This window comes from Dysgonomonas massiliensis, from assembly GCF_900240225.1.
Lineage (GTDB): Bacteria > Bacteroidota > Bacteroidia > Bacteroidales > Dysgonomonadaceae > Dysgonomonas > Dysgonomonas massiliensis.
In genome coordinates this window covers 23,767-46,846 of record NZ_OEPV01000015.1, presented here as the reverse complement: position 1 = coordinate 46,846, position 23,080 = coordinate 23,767, and the positions used below count along the sequence as shown (strand labels likewise).

The 23,080-nt window shown below is 37.5% G+C and carries 18 protein-coding genes; 4 read left to right on the top strand and 14 right to left on the bottom strand.

The window, feature by feature from the left end; genetic code table 11:
• Positions 1 to 55 precede the first annotated feature (55 nt).
• Positions 56 to 1,222, top strand: a complete 1,167-nt coding sequence (locus C1A06_RS14200) for a tetratricopeptide repeat protein (protein WP_101690807.1) — start codon at positions 56 to 58, stop codon at positions 1,220 to 1,222.
• Here C1A06_RS14200 and C1A06_RS14195 read toward each other — a convergent pair whose 3' ends face one another.
• The 8 genes from C1A06_RS14195 to lgt form a co-directional block, all read right to left on the bottom strand.
• A complete protein-coding gene (locus tag C1A06_RS14195; protein ID WP_101690806.1) occupies positions 1,223 to 1,903 on the bottom strand; it encodes an RluA family pseudouridine synthase in 681 nt (226 codons plus the stop codon).
• Positions 1,904 to 1,979: 76 nt separating this feature from the next.
• A complete protein-coding gene (gene pdxH, locus C1A06_RS14190) occupies positions 1,980 to 2,615 on the bottom strand; it encodes a pyridoxamine 5'-phosphate oxidase (RefSeq protein ID WP_101690805.1) in 636 nt (211 codons plus the stop codon).
• A gap of 86 nt (positions 2,616 to 2,701) precedes the next feature.
• Complete coding sequence (locus C1A06_RS14185; protein ID WP_101690804.1) at positions 2,702 to 4,198, bottom strand: butyryl-CoA:acetate CoA transferase; 1,497 nt, start codon at positions 4,196 to 4,198, stop codon at positions 2,702 to 2,704.
• Positions 4,199 to 4,342: 144 nt separating this feature from the next.
• Positions 4,343 to 4,858 (bottom strand): DUF4251 domain-containing protein, encoded by a 516-nt coding sequence (locus C1A06_RS14180; RefSeq protein WP_101690803.1) that lies wholly within the window; start codon positions 4,856 to 4,858, stop codon positions 4,343 to 4,345.
• 64 nt (positions 4,859 to 4,922) lie between these two features.
• A complete protein-coding gene (locus tag C1A06_RS14175) occupies positions 4,923 to 5,504 on the bottom strand; it encodes a non-canonical purine NTP diphosphatase (RefSeq protein ID WP_101690802.1) in 582 nt (193 codons plus the stop codon).
• Positions 5,501 to 6,706, bottom strand: a complete 1,206-nt coding sequence (locus C1A06_RS14170) for a pyridoxal phosphate-dependent aminotransferase (RefSeq protein ID WP_101690801.1) — start codon at positions 6,704 to 6,706, stop codon at positions 5,501 to 5,503. Before C1A06_RS14170 ends, C1A06_RS14175 begins: the two co-directional genes overlap by 4 nt.
• A 151-nt stretch (positions 6,707 to 6,857) precedes the next feature.
• Positions 6,858 to 8,063: an FprA family A-type flavoprotein gene (locus C1A06_RS14165; RefSeq protein WP_101690800.1), complete on the bottom strand. Its 1,206-nt coding sequence runs from the start codon at positions 8,061 to 8,063 to the stop codon at positions 6,858 to 6,860.
• A gap of 34 nt (positions 8,064 to 8,097) precedes the next feature.
• Positions 8,098 to 8,949 (bottom strand): prolipoprotein diacylglyceryl transferase, encoded by an 852-nt coding sequence (gene lgt / locus C1A06_RS14160; RefSeq protein WP_101690799.1) that lies wholly within the window; start codon positions 8,947 to 8,949, stop codon positions 8,098 to 8,100.
• 386 nt (positions 8,950 to 9,335) lie between these two features.
• Here lgt and C1A06_RS14155 point away from each other — a divergent pair, with 386 nt between their 5' ends.
• From C1A06_RS14155 to C1A06_RS14145, 3 genes are read left to right on the top strand one after another with little or no spacing between them, the layout of a single operon-like run.
• Positions 9,336 to 11,279 carry a glycogen debranching enzyme N-terminal domain-containing protein gene (locus C1A06_RS14155; protein WP_101690798.1) on the top strand — a complete coding sequence of 648 codons (1,944 nt, stop codon included), beginning with the start codon at positions 9,336 to 9,338 and terminating at the stop codon, positions 11,277 to 11,279.
• Positions 11,276 to 12,535 (top strand): glycosyltransferase, encoded by a 1,260-nt coding sequence (locus C1A06_RS14150; protein WP_101690797.1) that lies wholly within the window; start codon positions 11,276 to 11,278, stop codon positions 12,533 to 12,535. The genes C1A06_RS14155 and C1A06_RS14150 overlap by 4 nt, the downstream gene beginning before the upstream one ends.
• 9 nt (positions 12,536 to 12,544) lie before the next feature.
• Complete coding sequence (locus C1A06_RS14145) at positions 12,545 to 13,948, top strand: glycoside hydrolase family 57 protein (protein WP_101690796.1); 1,404 nt, start codon at positions 12,545 to 12,547, stop codon at positions 13,946 to 13,948.
• A gap of 74 nt (positions 13,949 to 14,022) precedes the next feature.
• On the opposite strand, the gene serB is transcribed toward C1A06_RS14145, so the two are convergent.
• The 6 genes from serB to C1A06_RS14115 form a co-directional block, all read right to left on the bottom strand.
• A complete protein-coding gene (serB, locus tag C1A06_RS14140) occupies positions 14,023 to 15,246 on the bottom strand; it encodes a phosphoserine phosphatase SerB (RefSeq protein ID WP_101690795.1) in 1,224 nt (407 codons plus the stop codon).
• 27 nt (positions 15,247 to 15,273) lie between these two features.
• The gene (gene argH, locus C1A06_RS14135) at positions 15,274 to 16,614 is read right to left on the bottom strand and encodes an argininosuccinate lyase (protein WP_101690794.1); all 1,341 of its coding nucleotides are present in this window, start codon (positions 16,612 to 16,614) and stop codon (positions 15,274 to 15,276) included.
• Positions 16,615 to 16,618: 4 nt separating this feature from the next.
• Positions 16,619 to 17,059, bottom strand: a complete 441-nt coding sequence (locus C1A06_RS14130) for a polyketide cyclase (RefSeq protein ID WP_101690793.1) — start codon at positions 17,057 to 17,059, stop codon at positions 16,619 to 16,621.
• A gap of 14 nt (positions 17,060 to 17,073) precedes the next feature.
• Positions 17,074 to 17,706, bottom strand: coding sequence for an orotate phosphoribosyltransferase (gene pyrE, locus C1A06_RS14125; protein WP_101690792.1), 633 nt, complete (start codon positions 17,704 to 17,706; stop codon positions 17,074 to 17,076).
• Between the two features lie 625 nt (positions 17,707 to 18,331).
• A complete protein-coding gene (locus C1A06_RS14120) occupies positions 18,332 to 19,756 on the bottom strand; it encodes a RagB/SusD family nutrient uptake outer membrane protein (protein ID WP_101690791.1) in 1,425 nt (474 codons plus the stop codon).
• A gap of 11 nt (positions 19,757 to 19,767) precedes the next feature.
• Entirely contained in the window at positions 19,768 to 22,836 is a 3,069-nt protein-coding gene (locus C1A06_RS14115) for a SusC/RagA family TonB-linked outer membrane protein (protein WP_185116850.1), read from the bottom strand.
• Positions 22,837 to 23,080: the final 244 nt, after the last annotated feature.

The window sequence follows — 23,080 nt, the reverse complement described above, 5'->3', positions numbered from 1 at the left end:
GATTAGAACTATAAATATTCGTATATTTGATCTATAATATTAAAAGGATATTCCTATGAAAAAATATATCACGATAGCCTTACTCGCCTTTTGCTTTAGTATAGTTGCGTCAGCTACCAATATTCCGAATGCTAATAATATCGAACAACAGAAGCCGAAAGATATTAAAACATTGTATGCAGAAGAACAATATTACGATATAATAAATCAGTATAAAACAAAAGATGTAAAGAAGATGACTGATGAAGAACTTCTTTATGTCGGTTGGTCGTACTATATGCTTAATGAGTTGAGCAAAGCAGATAGCTTTGTATCAAAATTACTCGCTCGTCAATCTAAAAACTCATCTGCACATCAGTTGAAAGGATTAGTTCTTGTGACAGAAGGAAAATCGGAAGAGGCATTGCCTTCGTTTCTAAAAGCTATAGAACTGGATCCTTCTCAAGGAAAATATTATACGGATGCAGCAAATGCATACCGCGATAAAGAAGATCTTTCGAAGGCAATCGAGTATTACAAAAAAGGTATTTCTGCACAGAAACCAAGCGAACAGGCATATTTTATGTTGGCTGATATTTATGATTATCAAGGTAATCATAAGCAATCACTGGAAACTTTCTACGATGCTAAAAAGAATATTCGTAAAGATCAGGAATTATATGCAACCGTCCTGTATAATATAGGTACGATGGAGATGGATAGAGGTAATTTCTCGCAGGCAATAGTTGCTTATAATGAACTGGCAGAGTATTTTCCGGATGATTATATGACATATTCCAGACTCGTGCAATGTTGTTATGCTTTAGGCGATTATGAGATAGGAGATACATATAAATCTGTATTGTATGAGGCATATGAAAACGGTTTATTGACAGATGGCGAATTTGCTGAAAAGTTTTGTGTCGATATTTTCAAAGTAGGAGATAAGATTATCTCTGCTTATGAGTATTTTCATTCGGTGAATGATGTTGTAAAGGAAATAGATTCTCCGATATTTGTCTTTTATGTAGTGAATACTCTAGGATTAGTAGAAGCTGAAATTCAATACAAATCTCAGGGTGGATCAAAGTCGGCCTATGTGTTGGAAAGTTTCAATCCTGGTAATAAGAAACGTATAAGAACAGTCGTGAAGGAATATTACGACTATCCTAAATTGAAAGATATAATCAAAGAAGGAGTTGCGAATAGCTATACCTTTCGTGTCGGACTAAATCAGAATTAATTATTTTTTGATACTTGCTTCCATTGCTCTCCATAAGTTATCTTGCGGAGTAGGGGCTTCTATTGCTATTTCTAACTTAGACACTGGATGTATAAATGAAATCTTGCGGGCATGCAGAGAAATACTGCCATCCGGATTCGAACGATCTGCCCCATATTTCAAATCTCCTTTTATAGGACAACCTATTTTCGAAAGTTGACAACGTATTTGATGATGTCTACCTGTTTCCAGGTCAATTTCCAGCAAAGTATAATTGTCAGATCTAGCTATGGTCTTGTAATGGAGAATGGCAAGCTTAGAATTTGGCTTTTCGCTATCGTAAGCGTACGATTTATTCTGCTTCTCATTTCTTACCAGATAATGCTTCAATGTTCCAATTGGGTGCTTTGGCGGATTTTTAACAATAGCCCAATAAGTTTTTCTTACATCTTTCGTCTTGAACATTTCGTTCAGTCTGCTCAATGCTTTACTAGTTTTAGCGAAAACAACGATTCCACTCGTAGGTCTGTCAAGACGATGAGTAACACCGCAAAAGACATTGCCGGGTTTGTTGTACTTTTCCTTAAGATATTCTTTGACGATTTCCGATAGAGGTTTATCGCCGGTCTTATCTCCTTGTACAATTTCCGAACTTGTCTTATTAACTACGATTATGTGGTTGTCTTCGTATAGAACTGTCATTATCTGATTGTCTGATTGAAATTTCTTACAAAGGTAATATCTTTATCCTTCAATATCGAATTAGCTTAATCTTGTTTTATGGAGCTAATCTTTCTATTTTCCAAACATCATGCTCTTTCGTATATTGAATTCTATCATGAAGTCTGCTGCTCCTACCTTGCCAGAACTCGAATAGATCGGGCTTAACTATATAACCTCCCCAATGAATAGGCTTAGGTATCTCCTTGCCTTCGAACTCTTTTGTGTATTTTTCTACTTGATTATCCAAGTATGCTCTGTCTGTAATAACTCGAGATTGAGGAGAGGCCCATGCACCTATACGTGTTGATCGTGGACGCATGTTGTAATATGCTATTGATTGTTCTTCACTCAATTTTGAAGCAATGCCTTCTACTCGTACTTGACGTTCAAGTTCGTGCCAAATAAAATTAATGGCTACATAGCTGTTTTCTGCTATTTCGATTCCCTTTTTACTTTCATAATTTGTAAAAAACTCTAGTCCATCATTGGTCAGATGTTTTAGTAATACTACTCTTGACGAAGGGCGGCCGTTAGCAGATACTGTTGATACCGTTATTGCTGTAGGTTCCAATGCTTTCACTTCAATAGCATTGTCAATCCATAGTTGCAGCATCTCTATTGGGTTGTCCAGAGCATCACTCTCGTCAAGTGTTTTGAGGCTAAAGTCGCGTCTGATACTATATAGGTCCATATGTTATGTAATTTTGGTAATAAAAAAGACCTTTCTGTTTGACGGAAAGGTCTTTCATATATTAAACAGATATAACTGTAAATAGTTTAAATTTCTTCGATTTTAGCATTTCTCATATCGCCAGTTTCGCGAAGAGCTTTGTGGAAAGAGAAAGCATTGTACATATCGAATGGAGTTTGTCCAGGGAAATTTTTCTCAGCATTTTCCAAATATTTCAATAATATTGGGCGATACTCAGGGTGTGCACACTTGTTGATGATTTCAAGAGCACGTTCTTTCGGACATTTTCCGCGAAGGTCAGCTACACCATATTCAGAGATAATGATCTTAACAGAGTGCTCGCTGTGATCTTCGTGCGATACCATCGGAACGATTGCGCTGATCTTACCATCTTTTGCAACCGAAGGAGTAACAAAGATAGATACGTATGCCGAACGAGTAAAGTCACCCGAACCGCCAATACCATTCATCATTTTTGTTCCTGATATGTGAGTTGAGTTGATGTTTCCGAAGATGTCTGCTTCGATAGCTGTATTGATAGCAATAATACCTAAACGGCGTACAATTTCAGGGTTATTTGAGTATTCAGCAGGACGAAGAACTACTTTGTCTTTGAAGAAATCAAGGTCCTTGTAAACTTCTTCCATGCATTCGTTACTTACAGTTAACGAACATCCGCTGGCAAACTTAACACGTCCGCTTCTCATTAAGTCGATTACTGCGTCTTGGATAACTTCAGTATATACCTCAAAATCTGGAATGTCTTTGCTGTCGCCCATCGCAGCTAATACTGCATTCGCAATATTTCCTACACCTGATTGTACAGGAAGGAATGTTTTAGGCATACGACCTTCTTTCATTTCGTTTACGAAGAAGTCTGCAACATTTTGTCCAATCTTAGCCGTGATTTCATCCACTGGAGCAAATTTACCACCTTCTCCAATTTCGTCTGTTTCTACTACGATGATCTTAGCTGGATCTACTTTTATATATTCAGTTCCTACTCTGTCTTTTACATTGTAGATGTCAAGGGCTTTGCGATGAGGAGGATCTAGCGGTTCTGCTAAATCGTGCATACCTCTCAAGCCTTTAGGTACGTGTCTGTTTAATTCTACGATAACAATCTTAGCAAGGCGTGCTACTGTTGGTGAAATACCAACTGCTACTGTAGGTACAATTTCTCCGTCTTCTGTAACATCACAAGCTTCGATAATTGCAACATCAATGTTGCCATAGTATCCGTAGCGAATGTCTTGTGACATTGTTGACAGGTGTAAGTCACAATATTCGATTTCGCCATTGTTGATACCATTTCTCGAATCTTTGCATGTTTGGTAAGGTGTGCGGAATTTAATAGCTTTAGCTCTCGCTAATTCGCCATCGATTTTATCGCCTGTCGATGCTCCGGTGAATACTGAAATCTGGAAAGGATTTCCTTTTTCGTGTTCTTTTCTTGCAATATTTGCAATTTCAACCGGTACAACTTTTGGACAACCAGCATGAGTAAATCCACTAAAGCCAACATGGTCACCGTGTTTGACTAGTGCTGCAGCCTCAGCGGCAGACATAAATTTTAAAGCCATCTTATAAACGAATATTTATTTAGTAATATAATTTAACTCAGAATTTTGGTTTAGATCACTACAAATTTACAAAATTATTGAGACTATATGACTAAATATGAGGACTTTTTTAGATTTGTGACTATCTGGCTGATGGATACTAGATTATGGTTTTTTATCAGGTGATATTGTGCCTGAAAAACTAATCGGTTGTCGATTTGTCATATTAATATTAAGTGTTGTCGAACCTCCTTCGAAGATATTGAGATACAGAATAATTCCTTCCAAATCGCGGTTCCCTATTGCGTTCGGTTTTATCGTAATATCGAATGATTTATTTTTTCGTTGGTCTACTTTGTAGTCGAAGTCTGTTGATTTAAATTTTATGCCACCTTCTTGCGTATTGCTGGGAGCCGAGTATGCACGCCCGAAATATGGTAGATATGCTTCGATTGTGTCACCAGATAGGCGAAGCGTATAATTCGATGTAAGTGCACGGCTGGGCCCTTGCATCGGGCGAACATGCTGAGCGTCGAAAATAAAGCTTTTTTGTTCGATAAGTTGTTGTAGTTTCGCAGTGTCGAGATAGTCTTCAGATCTATCTTGTTTTAAGGTGTTGCAACTCATTAGAGAAAAAAGAGCTGCTGTAACAATAGCTAAAATATATTTTGTCTGTTTCATAAGTATAAGTTTTTAATCGTATGATAAATATAATTAAAAACTTATACTATTGATATGTAATGTCTTATAAATTATTTAAAAAAGTGCAAAGACGCTGAGTCGCTATTGCTCTATGGCTGATTTCATTTTTTATGTCGTTTCCTAATTCAGCAAATGTCTTATCATAGCCATCTGGAATAAATATCGGATCATATCCAAATCCATTTTCACCCTTCTTCTCTGTTGCAATACGTCCTTTTATAACACCTTCGAACAAGTATTCCTTGTTGTCCAATATAAGAGAAATTACTGTTCTGAATTGTGCGTTACGATTCTCTTTACCCTCCATTTCTTTCAATAGCTTCAGCATGTTGGCTTCAGAGTTGTGTGCATCTCCTGCATATCGGGCAGAGAATACTCCGGGAGCGCCATTCAGTGCTTCAACTTCAAGGCCAGTATCGTCACCAAAGCAATTGAAATTATATTTTTCCTTAATGTATTTTGATTTAATAAGAGCGTTTTCTTCGAGAGTCAAGCCGGTCTCGTCTATATCTTCGTGGCAATTAATGTCGTTTAGGCTTAGCAGATCGACTCTGTTTCCGACTATAGCTCTTACTTCTTCCAACTTATGTGCATTGTTGGTTGCAAATACTAACTGAATTTTCATTTATTGATGTTATTATATTTTTCTAAAGCTTTTTCCAGTACTGTCAAAGCTTTGCTTAGATCTTCTTTGTTTAATACATATGCTATACGCACTTCGTTTTTGCCAAGTCCGGGAGTCATGTAAAAACCCGATGCTGGAGCCATGAAGATTGTCTGTCCTTCATATTCAAAATCAGATAGACACCATGCGCAGAATTCATCAGCATCTTCTACTGGTAGCTTTACGACGGTATAGAATGCTCCCATAGGAATTGGAGAATAAACTCCGGGAATCCTGTTGAGGCGATCAATCATGAATTTACGGCGTTCTACATACTCGTCGTACATCTCTCTCAGGTATTCTTCGTTTGCATCCAGCGAAGCTTCTGCAATGATTTGGCCAATTAGAGGAGGACTTAGACGTGCTTGACAGAATTTCATGACAGCCTTGCGTACTTCTTTATTTTTTGTAATCAATGCTCCAATTCGAATTCCACATTCGCTGTAGCGCTTCGAAACAGAGTCAATTAATACAATGTTGTCTTCAATTCCTTCCAGATGGAAAGCTGATATGTATGGCGATCCGGTATAAATAAATTCGCGGTATACTTCGTCCGAAAATAAATATAGATTATATTTCTGAACTAGATTTTTGATTTGTTCCATCTCCGAGCGCGTATATAGATATCCGGTCGGGTTGTTAGGGTTGCAAATCATGATGCCTTTGGTGCGTTCGTTTATTAAAGCTTCAAACTTCTCGACTGGAGGCAGTGCAAAGCCTTCTTCTATTGTTGAGGGGATCGTGCGAATTATTGCTCCTGCCGATACGGCGAACGCCATATAATTTGCGTAAGCCGGTTCAGGTACGATAATCTCATCTCCGGGATTTAGGCAAGCCAGAAAAGCAAAAAGTACTGCTTCTGAACCGCCGGTTGTGATAATAATATCTTCGGCTGTCAGACTAATTTTATATTTAGCGTAATAGTTTACAAGCTTTTCACGAAAAGATTTGATGCCATCGCTAGGGCTGTATTCCAGCACTTTACGGTCAATATTCTTTAGAGCATCAAGTCCAATTTGTGGAGTAGGCAAATCGGGTTGTCCAATGTTTAGATGGTACACTTTCAATCCCTTGGCCTTTGCTGCATCAGATAATGGTGCTAGTTTTCTGATCGGCGAGTTGGGCATTTCTAAACCTCTGTCTGATATCTTAAGTGTATTCATCTTTGTAATATTGTAGTCTTTTTAATTAAATAGATTGTAGCACAAATATAGTAAAAAAGCATTTTTTATAACTATATGGATTGCATAAATAAAGAAGCAGTGTCTAAATAACTATTTAGACACTGCTTCTGAGAAATGTATTCTAAAATTGTTATTTTCTGTCCAAAATCAAGCGGTCGGCCATGGCTTTACCCAAGGCTATGCAGGCGTCATAGTCGTTGGCTGTCATGGATTGTTTTGTTTCGATAGGCGAACCGACAACTTCGAAATTCGAAGCTTCAGCAAATTTCGAAAGGTTGCGTACTGCCGCTCCAGCCCAAGTGAATGATCCGAAGTATCCGAAATAACGATTTTTCATATCGCGACTTTCAATCTTTGATACCAGATATTCAACTTCCGGATAAAGTTTATTGTTGTAAGTCGGCGATCCGATGATTAATCCTTTGTATTTGAAAATATCGCGGATGATATATGAGTGATGACGTTTTGATACGTTATGCAGAATAACTTCCTTGATACCATGTTGGGCTAATTCGTAGGCAATCGTTTCAGCCATTTGTTCAGTATGACCATACATACTACCATAAGCAATGACTACACCTTCGTCACCTTCATAACGGCTTAGTTTGTCATAGATCGAAACGACTTTATTGATCTGATCTTCTCTAGTCCAAACCGGGCCATGAGTTGAACAAATATATTTGATCTCAACATCAGCTAATTTTTCCAATGCTTTTTGTACAGGAGAACCAAATTTACCTACAACGTTCGAATAATAGCGAACCATTTCATCGTAATAACGTTCTGGGTGTAACTGAGTGTCAGTAATTCCTCCATCAAGAGTTCCGAATGTTCCGAATGCGTCTCCCGAGAAAACTATTTTCTTAGTTGTTTCGTAGGTCATCATTGTCTCAGGCCAGTGAACCATCGGTGTCAGGAAGAATTTCAGACAGTGTTTTCCCAACGAAAGTTCTTCAAAGTCTTCTATGATTTTTACGTTATCGGTGATTCCGTAATAACCTTTAATCATATCGGCTGTTCTCTTATTTCCTACTATCTCTACTTCGGGATAGCGGTCGCGCAAAAGTCTTAGCGAGCCAGAGTGATCAGGCTCCATATGATTAATGACAATATAATTCAGCTGTTTCCCGTTCAGTGCAATTTCCAGTTTTTGGAAGAACAGATCTGAATAGCAAATATCTACAGTGTCAAACAATGCTGTTTTATCATCAACTATCAAATAAGAATTATATGATACGCCTTTCGGAAGAGGCCATAGATGCTCAAATAATTCTTTGGTTCGGTCGTTAACACCTATATAAAATAGGTCTTCTGTTATTTCGATCGGTTTAAACATGATTTTGTAAATATATTAACTTGTTCTTTTTTATTTATTTCTTTGTCGATAAAGTTGTATTGCCTTTTTTTAGGGCATTCCATACTAACCATACTCCCCATATGATAAATGGGATACTTAGTAATTGCCCCATATTGATGCCATAATCGGCAACCATACTCACCTCGAAATCTTCTTGAAGGTTTTTTATAAATTCGATCATAAATCTCGAGAAGAAAATACATATAAGAGATACACCTAAAATTAGTCCTTGTTTTTTTCCTAAGTCTTTAACCCAATACATATACATGCCAAGTAGGAATGTCAGAAAATAGATAAGTGCTTCGTATATCTGAGTTGGATGGCTTGGTACAGTATAGATCGGTTCGGCACCCTGCATCCAGCTGTGTATATTTTCAACGAAACGGAATCCCCATGGCATATCCGTTGGGCCACCATATATTTCGTGATTGAATAAGTTTCCTAAACGAATTGAAGTTGCACCTAAGCCAACCCCGACTATTAAACGGTCTAATGCCCAAATGATACTTCGTTTGGTAACTTTCTTCGAATATAAAGTAATTCCGATTAGCATACCTATTGCTCCACCATGACTGGAAAGTCCGCCTTCCCAGATTTTCAGCATCTCCCAAGGCGCGCTCAGATAGTGAACCGGATCGTAGAAAAGGCAATGTCCTAGTCGTGCCCCAATAATAAGGCCTGTGGCAACATATATGAACAATGAATCAAACCATTTTTCGGGAAGATTCTCATGCTTGTACATCTTCTGGACGATAAAGGCTGTCAAGAATAGAGCTGAAGCCCATAGTAGACCATACCAACGGATTTCGCGTCCGAAAATTTCGAATATAGCAGGACTTACGTCCCATGTGATTGATAATAACATTAAACTATATTTAAAAGTTTATGTGCGACTGTAAATTATATGGGAAACAAAGATATAAAAATCCTAGCTTAACTAGTCTAGCTTTTAAGTTTATTTGTTTCCAATATTAATAATGATTTTAAATAAGATATAAATGCCGTTTATTTATAAATTAAATTGCCTAAAGGATTTCGAAGACATATCTATGCATTTTAGACAAAAACACGAATAAAAGAATGTATCGGCTCGACAAGCTGTTTATTCTTGACATAAAAGAAGGACTATTATGTTTTTTTTATTATTTTTACTAGGAGTAATCAGGGAATAGCATAATATATAACCTAAATCATATATTTTGAATATTTCAATATGAAAAATACATAACACTGTCAAAACTGGAATAAGAAATGATTAATAATTACTTGAAGTTTGATAAAAGCAGGATGGTGAATCTCGAATATTCGCTCGAAAGAGAAATCTTGAGAACTAATAGGCGAGGAGCATATCACAGCACAACCCTGGTTGAGTGCAATACACGAAAGCAACATGGACTTTTGGTTATGCCAGTACCTGCTTTGGATAATAGCAATCATGTATTGCTATCCTCTTTAGATGAGACTGTAATTCAGCATGGAGCTGAATTTAATCTCGGAATTCATAAATATGACGGGAATCATTATAGCCCTATGGGGCATAAGTATATCCGTGAGTTTTCATGCGACTCATTGCCCAAAACTGTATATCGCGTTGGTGGGGTTGTTTTGTCGAAGGAGAAAATGTTCTCGTTGAGCAACAACCAAATATTGATTCGTTATACATTGCTGGATGCACATTCGCCAACAACGATTAGATTCAGACCATTTCTGGCTTTTCGCGAGATTAATCAGCTGACTCAAGAAAACTCGATAGCTAATCATGGTTATAAAGAAGAGAATAACGGGATAAGCATGTGCATGTATGCAGGCTACCCTCGACTATTTATGCAATTCAATAAGAATGCAAAATTTGTATTCGAACCAAATTGGAATAAAGGAATCGAGTATATTCAAGATCAGCAGGAAGGGTTCCCATATAAAGAAGATCTTTATGTGCCGGGTTATTTCGAATTGCCAATAAAAAAAGGCGAATCTATAATTTTCGTTGCAGGCGATACAGAGATTGATCCTAAAACCTTAGTAGAAAGCTTTGAAGAAGGAGTGAAAAAACGCACTCCGAGATCTTCTTTTTATAATTGCTTGAAGAACTCGGCCCATCAGTTCTACTATCGTCCCAATGAAAATGAATTGTATTTTCTTAATGGTTATCCATGGGGGCGAATAGATGCACGCGCTCAGTTTCTGGCTTCGACGGGCTTAACTATAGGATGTGGACGTCCGAAAGCATTCGAAGAAGTTGTAGATACAGCAATTCCTGCAGTATATCAGTTGTTGAAAAATCAACCGGTTACCGGTTACATAGAGGATATGGATGCACCGGATGCTCTGCTCTGCTTAGTCCATTCATTAAATAAATTTGCAGACGTTGAGCCTGAAATATTTAAAGAAAAATACAGTCAGTTAGTACTTGATATAATTCAATTCTTATTAAACGATAAACACCCTAAAATTCATTTACAAAAAGACGGCTTATTGTATGTGGATGAAAAACTAGATAGTCGTATTTATCCTGTTTCAGACAGAAGAGGCTGCCTTGTCGAGATGAATGTACTGTGGTATAATAGTTTGATGTTTGGTAGCGAGATAGCTCAAAGTCTGACTAAAGATAAAGTTGCTGCTAAGCTGGAAACCGAAGCACGCAAAATAAAAGGTGCTTTCCTTCTGACTTTTGTGAACGATTATGGCTATCTGTACGATTATGTAGATGGAAACTATTCGGATCTGGAAGTGCGTCACAATATGTTGTTTGCTGTATCTTCTCGATATGGCTTGATTGATCGTAGGTTAGGGAAGTCGATTCTTGATATCGTAACAAAAGAGTTGCTTACACCTAAGGGTATCCGTTCGCTAAGTCCGAAGAGTGCTAACTTCAGGGCTCGTTATGAGGGAGATATTAATGATAAAGCTTTCTTTAAAGGAAATGGAGCTGCATACCCATCATTATTGGTTACTTACCTGATCGCGTACAAGCGTATATTCCAACGCAGTGGATATAGTTTCCTCGATCGTTTGCTTATAGGAGTAGAGGATGAAATGTCGAATAGCTGTATTGGCTCTTTATCCGAAATGTACGATGGAAGTTTACCATATTGCGGTCACGGGGCGATATCTGACGCAAAGAATGTCGCGGGAGTGTTGAGCGCTTTGGATGAATTGAAGAAAATGAATGTAGAATCTGAACCTGATAATATATGAAAGCATTAATGTTTGGATGGGAATTCCCTCCCCATATACTGGGCGGGCTCGGAACTGCTAGTTATGGATTAACCAAAGGCATGGCAATGCAAGAAGATATGCATATAACATTTGTTATGCCAAAACCTTGGGGCGATGAAGATCAGAGCTTTTTGCGGATCATCGGAGCTTCAAGTACACCTGTCGCTTGGCGCGATGTGAATTGGGATTATGTATCTGAAAGACTACCTAAACATGTTGATCCTCAATTGTATTTTGATCTTCGCGAGCATATTTACGGCGATTTCAATTATATAGGATTAAACGATTTGGGCTGTATTGATTTTTCGGGTAGATATCCTGATAATCTTTTGCAAGAAATAAATAATTATTCGATTGTGGCAGGAGTTATTGCCCGTTCGGATAAATTTGATATAATACATTCGCACGACTGGTTGACATATCCGGCGGGAATTCATGCTAAGAAAATACTTGGTGTTCCGATGGTGATACATGTTCATGCAACGGATTTTGATCGAAGTCGTGGAAATGTAAATCCTGATGTTTATCGTATCGAAAAAGATGGTATGGATCAGGCTGATCATATTATTTGTGTGAGTGACCTAACTCGTAATACTGTTATTGAAAAATACAATCAGAATCCGGCTAAGGTAACTACAGTTCATAACGCTGTTGAACCACTTCCCGCAGATATTGAAGCCCTAGAGCCAGTTAGAGGTATGAAAGAGAAAGTTGTAACTTTCCTTGGACGTATCACGATGCAGAAAGGGCCTGAGTATTTTGTTGAGGCTGCCGATCGTGTCCTTCAAAGAACGGACAATGTACGTTTTGTTATGGCTGGTAGTGGCGATATGATGGAGAAAATGATCTATCTAGCTGCAGAAAAAGGTATCTCTGATCATTTTCATTTTACGGGATTCCTAAAAGGAAAACAAGTGTATGAGATGTTGAAGAGCAGTGATGTATATGTCATGCCTTCCGTTTCTGAACCATTTGGTATTTCACCTCTCGAAGCAATGCAGTGCGGTGTTCCTTCTGTTATTTCAAAGCAATCGGGATGCGCTGAGATTTTGTCAAAAGCTGTAAAATGCGATTATTGGGATGTAGATCTCATGTCCGATATCATTTATTCGATCTGTCATTATCCGGCAATGGCTGAGTTCCTGAAAGTAGAAGGAAAGAAAGAAGTCGATGAAATCAAATGGGAATACGCCGGACAGAAAGTAAGAAATATATATAATCAACTATGTAAATAGAACGCTACTATGAAAACAATTTGCTTTTATTTTCAGATACATCAACCTTATAGGTTAAAAAGATATAGATTCTTCAATATTGGCTCGGATCATTATTATTATGATGACTTTGCCAATGAAGATTTAATCCAGAATATTGCTAACAGCTCATTCAATCCGGCAAACCGCGTGTTGCTGGATATGGTGAAAGAACACAAAGGAAAGTTCAAGTTTGCAATATCTGTGTCGGGTACAGCATTGGATCAGCTCGAAATGTTTGCTCCCGAAGTTATTGACGGATTGAGACGTCTTGCCGATACAGGCTGTGTTGAATTCTTGGCTGAGACTTATGCACACTCTCTAGCATCTTTGACTGATCAGGTTGAATTTCAGGAACAAGTCAAAGCACATGCAAATCGTATAGAAAGCTTATTTGGGCAGAAGCCTAAGGTATTCCGCAATTCGGAACTAATTTATTCTGATGAGATTGGATCTATGGTTCATGAAATGGGATTCTCGGGAATGTTGACTACCGGAGCTAAACATGTTTTGGGATGGAAAAGCCCTAACTATCTGTATGCAGGTGCAGAGCCTAATCTGAAACTTTTATTACGTAATGAAGGTTTGAGTGAAGCAATTTCTACTCATTTCTCAGATTACAATTGGAATGAATATCCACTAACAGCTGAAAAACTTTTGGGTTGGGTAGAAGCTACTCCGAAGGATGAGAAAGTTGTTAACCTGTTTATGAATTACGAGGTATTAGGTAATTTCCATAAAGCCAGCTCAGGTATATTCCAGTTTATGGAAGCTTTGCCTCGTATGGCTAAAGATCGTAAGATTACATTCTCTACACCATCCGAAGTGATGGAGAATCAGAAGGTGGTGGATCATATCTATACGCCAGAACCTATTTCGTGGATTGGCGAAGAAAAAGATACATCGGTATGGATGGGTAATATTCTTCAGCAAGAAGCAGCTAACAAGCTGTATGGAATAGGGGAAAGAGTCAGAATGAGCCGATCGCGTGCACTGAAACAAGATTGGTGGTATCTGCAATCAAGTGATCATTTCTACTATATGGGAACTAAAACAGCGCTGCCATTTAGTCCATATGCTTCTCCTTACGAGGCGTTTAATACATATATGAATGTGTTGAGTGATTTTGAAGAAAGAGTTTATGCAGAATATCCTAAATCAATTGATAACGAAGAATTACACTCTTTGCTGCAAACTATCCATAATCAGGCTTTGGAGATTGAAAAACTTACTGCAGAAGTAGATGCTTTAAGTACTAAGAAAATAGTAAAATCGGTGGCTAAACCAAAGAAAGTGGAAGAAGAAAAGCCTGCTAAACCGGCTGAGAAAAAGTCGAAAGCAACTAAGGCTAAAGCAGAGGCAAAGCCAAAGGCTGCAAGTAAAACGAAAAAATAAGAATCAAAAGAATAGAAAAAGGCTAAACTTTTTGAAGTTTAGCCTTTTTCTATTTCTTGTATTGCTAATTCGGTTTATTCTTCGCCAATTAACATTGAGTCGCGGTAACCAAGGAAATATAATACTCCATCTAGGCCGACAGTAGATAATGATTGTTTTGCATTGGCTTTGACTTTTGGCTTCGCATGAAATGCTATACCTAATCCGGCAGCTTCTAGCATAGGCAAATCATTCGCACCATCTCCAACAGCTGCAGTTTGACGAATGTCAACTTTCTCAACCTGAGCCAATAGACGCAATAATTCAGCTTTGCGTTTGCCATCAACAATGTCGCCGATATGTCTGCCTGTTAGCTTTCCGTTTACTATTTCCAGCTCGTTAGCATATACGTAATCGAAGCCATATTTTTCTTTCAGATAATTTCCGAAATATGTGAATCCCCCCGAAAGAATAGCTAGTTTGCAGCCACTTTTCTTTAGAATACGGATTAAACGTGTCATGCCTTCTGTTATAGGAAGATTATCGGCAATTTCTTTCATTACTGATTCATCCAAACCTTTAAGCAGACTAATGCGTTTTTTAAAACTTTCAGAGAAATCTAGTTCACCACGCATAGCCGCTTCTGTGATAGCTCTAACTTCAGCACCTACACCTGCACGATCAGCCAGTTCATCGATAACTTCTGTTTGGATCAATGTAGAGTCCATGTCGAAGCAGATTAATCGGCGCATACGACGATAGATACTTTCTTCTTGAAAAGCGATATCGATATGATGCTCACCTGATAAGCGCATGAATTCAGCCTTCAATTCAGCTTCATCTTCTACGGTGCCTCTGATAGAAAGTTCAAGGCATGATCTGTTGGGAAGAACACATGAATCAATAGGCTTACGTCTTGTAATACGAGAAATCTTCTCGATATTCAATTTGTATTTTTGTGTGATTCTGGCAGCTGCAGATATTTGAGCCGGTTTTAAATCACGTCCAAGTAGAGTTACTATGTAGCGATTCTTTTTACCCTGCAATGTTACCCATCTGTGATAACGTTCCTTGCTTACAGGGGAGAACCTTACCATAACGCCTATTTCTGTTGCTTTGAAGAGTAGATCTTTTATCACATCTCCGGCATTTACAGCCTCGAACATAATAGCTAACGAAAGTGAATGATGGATATTCGATTGTCCTATATCCAGAATGTTAACTTCGTGCTTTGCCAGTACGGCTGTAAGATCGGCTGTGACACCAGGTTTGTCTTCGCCGGTAATGTTGACTAATATGATTTCAGAAGTATCCTTCATAGCTGATTGCTGCTCTTTGATATGTAATTAATTAGCTGAGTTCAATAGATCTTGCTCAGCTTTTATTGTTTTGTCGAAATTGAATCCGTCAATGATTTGTTGTTTCAACGCCATAATACGATCATTGCATAGGTTACCTATACTACCCTCGTGTGTGTGTTGAACTTTTTTGTCATGCGTAAATTGTCCAGCTTCGATATCTAAACCTACTTGCTTGTAGGCATCTCGGAATGGAGTTCCTTCTAGTACACGACGATTAACCTCTTCTACACTGAATATGTAGAGATATTTATCATCATCAAGGATATGCTCGTTGACTTTGATTTCGCTCATCATCCGAGTAGTCATCGAAAGACAATCATTGATTTCTTCGAATGCAGGAATAAATGATTCCTTTATAAGCTGCAAATCACGGAAATATCCAGTCGGAAGATTGTTCGATATCAGAGTGATTTCGATAGGAAGACTTTGAAGCTTATTGCATTTTGCACGCGTAAGTTCAAATACATCTGGATTTTTCTTGTGAGGCATAATGCTCGATCCGGTTGTATACTCGTCAGGAAGCTTGATGAATCCAAAGTTCTGACTGTTGAACATGCATGCATCGAAAGCCAGTTTTGATACTGTTGCTGCAATTCCAGCAATAGCATTCGCTACTATTCTTTCAGTTTTGCCACGTCCCATCTGAGCATAAACAACATTGTAATTCATTGAGTCGAATCCTAATAAGTCTGTTGTCATTTGTCTGTTCAGAGGGAATGACGAACCATATCCTGCTGCAGATCCTAATGGGTTGCGATTGCAGATCCTGTAAGCGGCTTGCACTACTTGCAGATCGTCCGTAAGACTTTCGGCATATGCACCAAACCATAGTCCAAACGATGAAGGCATTGCGATTTGTAGATGCGTATAGCCAGGCATCAATACATCCTTGTATTTATTGCTTTGATCTATTAAAACATCAATCAATTTAGATACTGTTTCAACCAGATGCTGAATTTGATCGCGTGTAAATAGTTTTAAGTCAACTAGTACTTGATCATTTCGAGAACGTCCGCTATGTATCTTTTTACCTACATCACCTAACTTACGTGTTAACATAAGTTCTACTTGTGAGTGTACATCCTCGATCCCTTCTTCGATAACGAATTCACCCTTTAGCGCAATCTCGTAGATGTTTTTTAGCTCTTTCAGCAAAATAGGTAATTCTTCTTTTTCAATCAGACCTATCGATTCGAGCATTGTTATATGTGCCATTGATCCTAACACATCGTATGGAGCCAGATAAATATCTAGTTCGCGATCGCGGCCAACAGTGTATACTTCTACGTTTTTATTTACTTGGACGTTTTTTTCCCAGAGTTTCATCTTCTTATTCTTGAGTACCCATTTTTGCAATCTCTCCGTATGGAATCATGGCTAAAGTTTCAGCCATTTTTTCTAAACCTTGTTGAAGAGGTTTTGAAACCATCGGTTTAATAAATGGGTTCAGATTGGCATTAACAGTTAGTTTAAGTTCTGTTTTATTCTCTTCGTTATTGTTAAGTTCTACAATTAAATCTAGTCCAAAAGGAACTTGTTCTGCTTGGAATTTAACAAAGTTATTTGCTACTCTTTCTACAATATTAAATCTTATCTTACCAACTGGATCTACAGATATGGTACATGAGTCTTTATCGAAAGAGAAATCTTTTATTTTGTCTTGTGGGATTTTATCCTTGACAAATTCTAGATTACTGAGGTCTGATAGTACAGAAAATACTTCCGTATCGTTATACGGAAGTATTTTTATTTCGCTAGTAAATTCTGTCATAAATATATTGTTGGTTATTTACACCACTTATCCGGAGCTTTTCTCCAATCTTGTAAAGTTTCAAGATCGCTTTCAGCAATATAGTTTATCTTTAGAGCTTGTTCTAAAACCGCATCATAATTGGTTAGGGTAAGTAGCTCTACATTAGCTTTTTTAAAATTCTCTGTTGCTACAGGGAATCCGTATGTAAAATTAGCTACCATTCCGATAACATCCGAGCCGTCACGGCGAACAGCTTCAACAGCTTTAAGGCTGCTGCTGCCGGTTGATATTAAGTCTTCAACAACAACAACTTTACTGTTAGGTTTTAATTCTCCTTCAATTAGGTTCTCAAGTCCATGATCTTTAGGAGTCGATCTGATATATACGAATGGGAGGCCTAGCGCATCGGCAACGATTGCACCGGGAGCAATAGCTCCTGTTGCCACTCCTGCTATTGCTTCTACTTCAGGGAAGTTTTCTAAGATAAGACGACTAAGTTCTATCTTGATGAATGTACGTATTCTAGGATATGAATTCAATTTCCTATTGTCGCAATAGATTGGCGACTTCCAACCAGATGCCCATGTAAATGGGTTGGATGGTTGTAATTTGATAGCCCTGATTGCTAAAAGTCTTTCAGCTGTAAGTTTTTCTAGAGTTTTCATTGCAGATTGTCTAAATATGTGCATAAAATGATTTACAAATATACGAATAATAATATTATTGGTATATAGGTTTTGTGCTAAAGATATGTCAAAAAAAGAGGCTTCTTGTTAAAGAAGCCTCTTCTATGTAATGTCGTATTGGAGAGATGTAGACGAAACCCCAAAAAACAGGATTTGAGTGCTTCGACCCCTTTGTAATCCACCGTGCTGTGCATTCTCCGAAGAGATGTGGCCCGCCATTGGAATCAAACGCTTGTCTCGGTAATTTATTTACTGATGAGTTTCCCAATCGACCAATACGACAAATTTTCTCTTATTTCTTATATCAAAGATTGTAAAAAAAAATGATATTTCAAAATATAAATAGGATATTATAAGTTCTTAGGTTTTGTAGAGCAGCTGCATGATGAGCAACCACAATTTCCGGATTTTTCTTTTTTACTAAAAAAAAACTGATATAATTTGTAGCAAACAATACCTAATACTATGATTCCTATTGCATATACTATTATTTCTTGCATCTAGCTTCGTTTTTTATTTATTACAAATATATAGCTAAATGATGGATAGATGAAGTTAATAAATAAAAAAACCTGAGATGGTTCTCAGGTTTTTTATTTAGATTTTATTGAGGGTTTTGAATTAAATCAGGATTTTGTGCGATTTCTCTATTAGGGAAAGGTAGAATAGTTTTGTTGTTGTCGTAATTAACGTCTCCAACAGTTGTATTCTTGATTGAAAGTTTGTTTCTCCAGAAATCCCACGCTCCATGACCTTCTGCAAATAATTCGAGGCGTCTTTCGTTTAGGATGTCCTCTAAAGTGATAGATGTTACGTCTGTATATTTTTCAATTCTATTTCTACGTAGATCATTGTAATATTTCAAGGCATCTGTGTCGCTGCCTCCGTTCAATTTAAACGCTGCTTCCGTAGCAATAAGATATACTTCAGATAGACGTATTATTTTGGGGTTGTTTACATAGATGCCATCTCTTCCTGGATATTTTGCTGGATAATACTGATCTTTATCTAAGAATTGTAATTCTTTACGAATATCTCCTTCTTGTTTATCTAAGAATGATTTAAATTCTTCTGTTAGTCCACATTCTCCATATCCGTTAGACATATTTGTGTAGTATCCTAAGGAATTTCTTTGCGCGTTATAAACAGCAGTAGTTTTAAGCTCAAAGATTGACTCGCTAGTTCCTTCAGCTTTCCAAACCGAAAGATAGTCTTTTGTAGTATACAGTGTATAAGCATCTTGGGATATAATCTCTTTTGCAATTGCTAGAGCTTTATCATTTTGCTCTAGATACAGGTATGCTCTAGCCAAGATACCTTTTGTAGCCCAATAGTTGATGTATCCAACTGTTTTTGTTTTGGAAGGATCTAGAAAATCTAATGCCGTTTCTAGATCATTGATGATGAAATCGTATGTTTCCTTAAGTGTGGCTCTCTTAGGTTTGTACAGCATAGGGAACACCTGATCTGAAATAGGAATCCCTGAGTTTTCTTTTGTGAGATCAGATACTGTACTTGGAAGTTTAGCGTATAGGCGAGCTAGATCAAAGTGGAATAACCCTCTTAATGCATAAAGTTGTCCTTGGTATTCTTTCAACTTTGCCTTTTCAACTTCTTCTTCACCTGATGTGAATTGTACCATATCAAGCTTGCTCAGAATATCATTGATTTGTGCAATAGCTAGATAGAATTTAGCATAATAATGTAGAGTTATAGTATGTTTAGTATCAACTGAATATTTGCCTACTGGTGATATTTGGCTGTTACTACCCTTTGACTCGAAGTCGCTACCTAATAAATCTGCATGAATGGTGAAGTCTCCTGCATATGTTCCTTGTAATCCTAGTGATGCACTTTGATGAGAAGTCTGGATGAAGTAAACCCCATTTACCGCATTCTGAAGATCTAGCATGTTTGTTATTATTGTGCCGCTCTCAGCTTGTGTTGTTGGATTTTTGTCAAGCATGTCGTTACAAGCGTTGAAGCTCAATCCTAAACTGATTATTATTATTAAATATATATATTTCATTTTATCTATTATTAAAATTGAAGATTGAAACCAAATAAGAATGTTTTACCAACAGGTGTGTCAACTTGACGGTATCCATTTAGTGAAACGTCCGGATCTATATTGTCTTCTTTAGACCATATCATAAATGGATTGTTGGCTGAAACGAATAGTCTAGCAGCGCTAACAACTTTACTTATATTTCCAAGTTTTCTTGTTGGAATATTATAGCCTAGAGCAATTTCTCTAACACGAATGTGATCTGTAGACTTGATGTGGCGAGTTGACCAACGGTCAGATCTATTAGATGTCCCTCCGTAAATCGGTTTAGGATTAACAACTTTGTCCCCTGCTTCTTTCCAATAACTTTTTGCAAGATCTTTACTTACGGCAAACTGTCCCATTCTTACTCCATCATTTTCAATAAAATATGCAGGGTAGTCGAAAAGATCACCACCAAATTGGTACGTGATTAAGAATGAAAAATCAAAATCTTTAAATGTAAGTGTATTTGTCATCCCTCCTAAAATATCAGGAGAAGGTTTCCCTACAAAAGAAGAACCGGCAGAAGAGTAGTTCTCTGTTGTTCCTTTAGAATGATCTTTAGGGTCAATCCAGAATGTACCATTTCCTGTATCTGGATCTACACCAGCCCAAGTTGGCAGATAGAATGCATTGTGATGCTGTCCCTCTGAAAGTCTGTACATTTCTCCATCTCCCCAAGGAACATCTTCGCCTTCAGCTAATTTTACGATTTCGCCTTTTTGCCAAGCGAGGTTGAAATTTGTATTCCAAGAGAAGTTTTTAGTCTTGATATTGCGGCTATTAATATCTATTTCAATTCCCTTATTATTAAGTTTGCCAATGTTGGTAAGTCTGCTTGCATATCCAGTTATATATGATAGAGGACGAGAAAATAATAGGTCTTTCGTATCACGATTGTAATATTCAACTGAGAAGTTTAATCTATCCCACATGTTCCAATCTAGTCCAATATTGTATGATGTTGTTTTTTCCCATCCTAACTTCTCATTACCAGCTTGAGTCATGTATACAGCTCCATCAGCTCCATATCCTCCAGATAGTGAATAAAGTCTTCTGTCTGCAAAGTATGAGTTTGGAAGGTTACCCGTAACTCCAATTGAGGCTCTTAGCTTAAGGTCTCTGATATAGTCACTCTCCGGCATGAAAGATTCTTTGCTTATACGCCATGCGACTGATGCCGAAGGGAATGTTGCCCATCTGTTATCTGTACCTAAAAATGAAGATCCGTCAGTTCTTACAGAAGCACTAAGATAATATCTCTGATCGTAATTGTAATTTGCTGTTGCTAGGTATGATATTAATGCTGATCCATATGCAGCACTTCCTGTCTTATATGGTTGTCCATTCGAAAGTTCAGGATATTTTCCAGAGACATAGCTCTTCGAAGATGCACTGATTGTCTCAACCTTAGCGTTCATTAATTCAAAACCTCCTAGTACATCTATATTATGTAGACCAAATGTATTGGCATATCTTAATGTTGTAGATGATGTTAGCGTGTATTTAGAGAAATCATATCTATAGCCTAATCCTCCTAAGCTTTCTCCATTAACGCTTTGTGGACCCCAAAATTCAAAAGTTTTAGAGTTAATATAATCAAAGCCAGCAGCTGTTTTCAATGTTAGCTCAGGGGTGATTTTGTAAGTAATATCACCATTAGATAAGCTTCGGAATGTTGTAAGGCGAACAAACTCTTGATCGCTACCTAGCATAAGTAGAGGGTTAGATGTTTTAGAACCAACCATCGAAGCACTAGCGTTGATGCTACCATCCTCATTGTGAACTTTTGCCGTAGGGTCCATTGATAACATTATAGATAGTGGACTAGTTGTACTTAGACCTTGTCCTTGGTCATGTTGGTCACGCCCACCTAACTCTTTACGATAAGATATAGACTGTTTGAAAGCTATCGAAAATTTATTGTTTATTTCGTGATCAATATTTAAACGTCCTGAATATCTTTTAAATTCGTTACCATATACATATCCTTCTGTATCATTTAGCCCTAGGCTAGCAAATACTTTTGTCTTGTCGTTTCCTCCACTAAGTGATACTTGGTGGTCTTGAGAAAATCCTGTTCCATATACTTGTTTTCTCCAGTTGGTATTGGTGTTTCCAAATGGATCTGCAAAGAAATATTCTAGGTCACCTTCGCTCAAAACTAGTGCAAGTGCAGCATCTTTACTTAAGCCAGGTTTTTGGCGCATGTAGTAGTTGGCAATACCTTCGTGGTAATAATCAACAGTTTCTTTAGCACTTGCCATTTCGAACTGTTTGACAGCCATGCTTGTCCATCCAAATTGAGCATTGTAACCGATAGTTGTTTTGCCCGCTTTTCCTTTCTTTGTTGTGATTAGAATTACCCCATTAGTAGCTCTCGAACCGTAAATTGCAGCTGCAGCAGCATCTTTCAATACTGTAACAGTTTCAATTTCATCCGGATTGAAAGATGATAATAATGTTGTACTTTTTAGTCCAGCACTTGCTTCATCACCTGCTTCTACCGGAATCCCGTCAATAACGTAAAGTGGGGTGGATGAACCGTTAACTGTGGCAAGTCCACGGATTGATATTTCTCCAGCAGCACCTGGGTCACCAGTGTTTGAACTAACTCTGACTCCAGCAGTTTTACCTATCAAGGCTTTATCTAGAGCTTCTTTACTTGCATTTGCTAGCTGTTCTGATTTTACTTGCGCGGCAGAACCTGTTAAACTAGCCTTTGTTGCCGTACCGTACGCAACAACAACTACGTCATCTAAGATTGTAGTTTTATCTTCCATTACTACACTCATATTAGGTGTAGCTGTTTTCTCAATAGTATTCATTCCTACGAGAGAGAATACTAATGTTGTTTTACCATCTGGAACTTCGATGGAGAAATCACCATCAAGCCCAGTTGAAACTCCAATCGTTGTGCCCTTAACGACAACAGATGCTCCAATTACAGCTTCACCGTTTTTGTCGACTACTGTTCCTGAGATCTTTGTCGTTTGAGCCAAAATAAATCCGATGCTTAGAAATAAGCATGAAAGGATTAACATTACTCTTTTTTTCATACAAACACTACTTTATAATTAAAATAAACAATTCAAATACTATAGCTAGGTTTAGTTACAGGATTTGCACTCTAGCTTCTTTTTTTCAATGTGCAAAGATACTTTTTTTTTATAAAAATAACATAAATATACTATATAAATGAAGAAAATGACAAATTGATTTATTTTAGGCGTATATTGTTGTTGTTTTTACATGGAATAGTCTTTTTTTATAGCTATACCTTTCTTAATGTAAGTAACTTCG

What these genes read in the sequence shown, in the direction of transcription:
- C1A06_RS14145 (WP_101690796.1), top strand. Translation starts at nt 12,545, where the DNA reads ATGAAAACAATTTGCTTTTATTTTCAGATACATCAACCTTATAGGTTA.
- C1A06_RS14200 (WP_101690807.1), top strand. Translation starts at nt 56, where the DNA reads ATGAAAAAATATATCACGATAGCCTTACTCGCCTTTTGCTTTAGTATA.
- pdxH (WP_101690805.1), bottom strand. Translation starts at nt 2,615, where the DNA reads ATGGACCTATATAGTATCAGACGCGACTTTAGCCTCAAAACACTTGAC.
- C1A06_RS14170 (WP_101690801.1), bottom strand. Translation starts at nt 6,706, where the DNA reads ATGAATACACTTAAGATATCAGACAGAGGTTTAGAAATGCCCAACTCG.
- C1A06_RS14130 (WP_101690793.1), bottom strand. Translation starts at nt 17,059, where the DNA reads ATGACAGAATTTACTAGCGAAATAAAAATACTTCCGTATAACGATACG.
- pyrE (WP_101690792.1), bottom strand. Translation starts at nt 17,706, where the DNA reads ATGAAAACTCTAGAAAAACTTACAGCTGAAAGACTTTTAGCAATCAGG.
- C1A06_RS14155 (WP_101690798.1), top strand. Translation starts at nt 9,336, where the DNA reads ATGATTAATAATTACTTGAAGTTTGATAAAAGCAGGATGGTGAATCTC.
- C1A06_RS14150 (WP_101690797.1), top strand. Translation starts at nt 11,276, where the DNA reads ATGAAAGCATTAATGTTTGGATGGGAATTCCCTCCCCATATACTGGGC.
- C1A06_RS14180 (WP_101690803.1), bottom strand. Translation starts at nt 4,858, where the DNA reads ATGAAACAGACAAAATATATTTTAGCTATTGTTACAGCAGCTCTTTTT.
- lgt (WP_101690799.1), bottom strand. Translation starts at nt 8,949, where the DNA reads ATGTTATTATCAATCACATGGGACGTAAGTCCTGCTATATTCGAAATT.
- serB (WP_101690795.1), bottom strand. Translation starts at nt 15,246, where the DNA reads ATGAAGGATACTTCTGAAATCATATTAGTCAACATTACCGGCGAAGAC.
- argH (WP_101690794.1), bottom strand. Translation starts at nt 16,614, where the DNA reads ATGAAACTCTGGGAAAAAAACGTCCAAGTAAATAAAAACGTAGAAGTA.
- C1A06_RS14115 (WP_185116850.1), bottom strand. Translation starts at nt 22,836, where the DNA reads ATGAAAAAAAGAGTAATGTTAATCCTTTCATGCTTATTTCTAAGCATC.
- C1A06_RS14185 (WP_101690804.1), bottom strand. Translation starts at nt 4,198, where the DNA reads ATGGCTTTAAAATTTATGTCTGCCGCTGAGGCTGCAGCACTAGTCAAA.
- C1A06_RS14195 (WP_101690806.1), bottom strand. Translation starts at nt 1,903, where the DNA reads ATGACAGTTCTATACGAAGACAACCACATAATCGTAGTTAATAAGACA.
- C1A06_RS14120 (WP_101690791.1), bottom strand. Translation starts at nt 19,756, where the DNA reads ATGAAATATATATATTTAATAATAATAATCAGTTTAGGATTGAGCTTC.
- C1A06_RS14175 (WP_101690802.1), bottom strand. Translation starts at nt 5,504, where the DNA reads ATGAAAATTCAGTTAGTATTTGCAACCAACAATGCACATAAGTTGGAA.
- C1A06_RS14165 (WP_101690800.1), bottom strand. Translation starts at nt 8,063, where the DNA reads ATGTTTAAACCGATCGAAATAACAGAAGACCTATTTTATATAGGTGTT.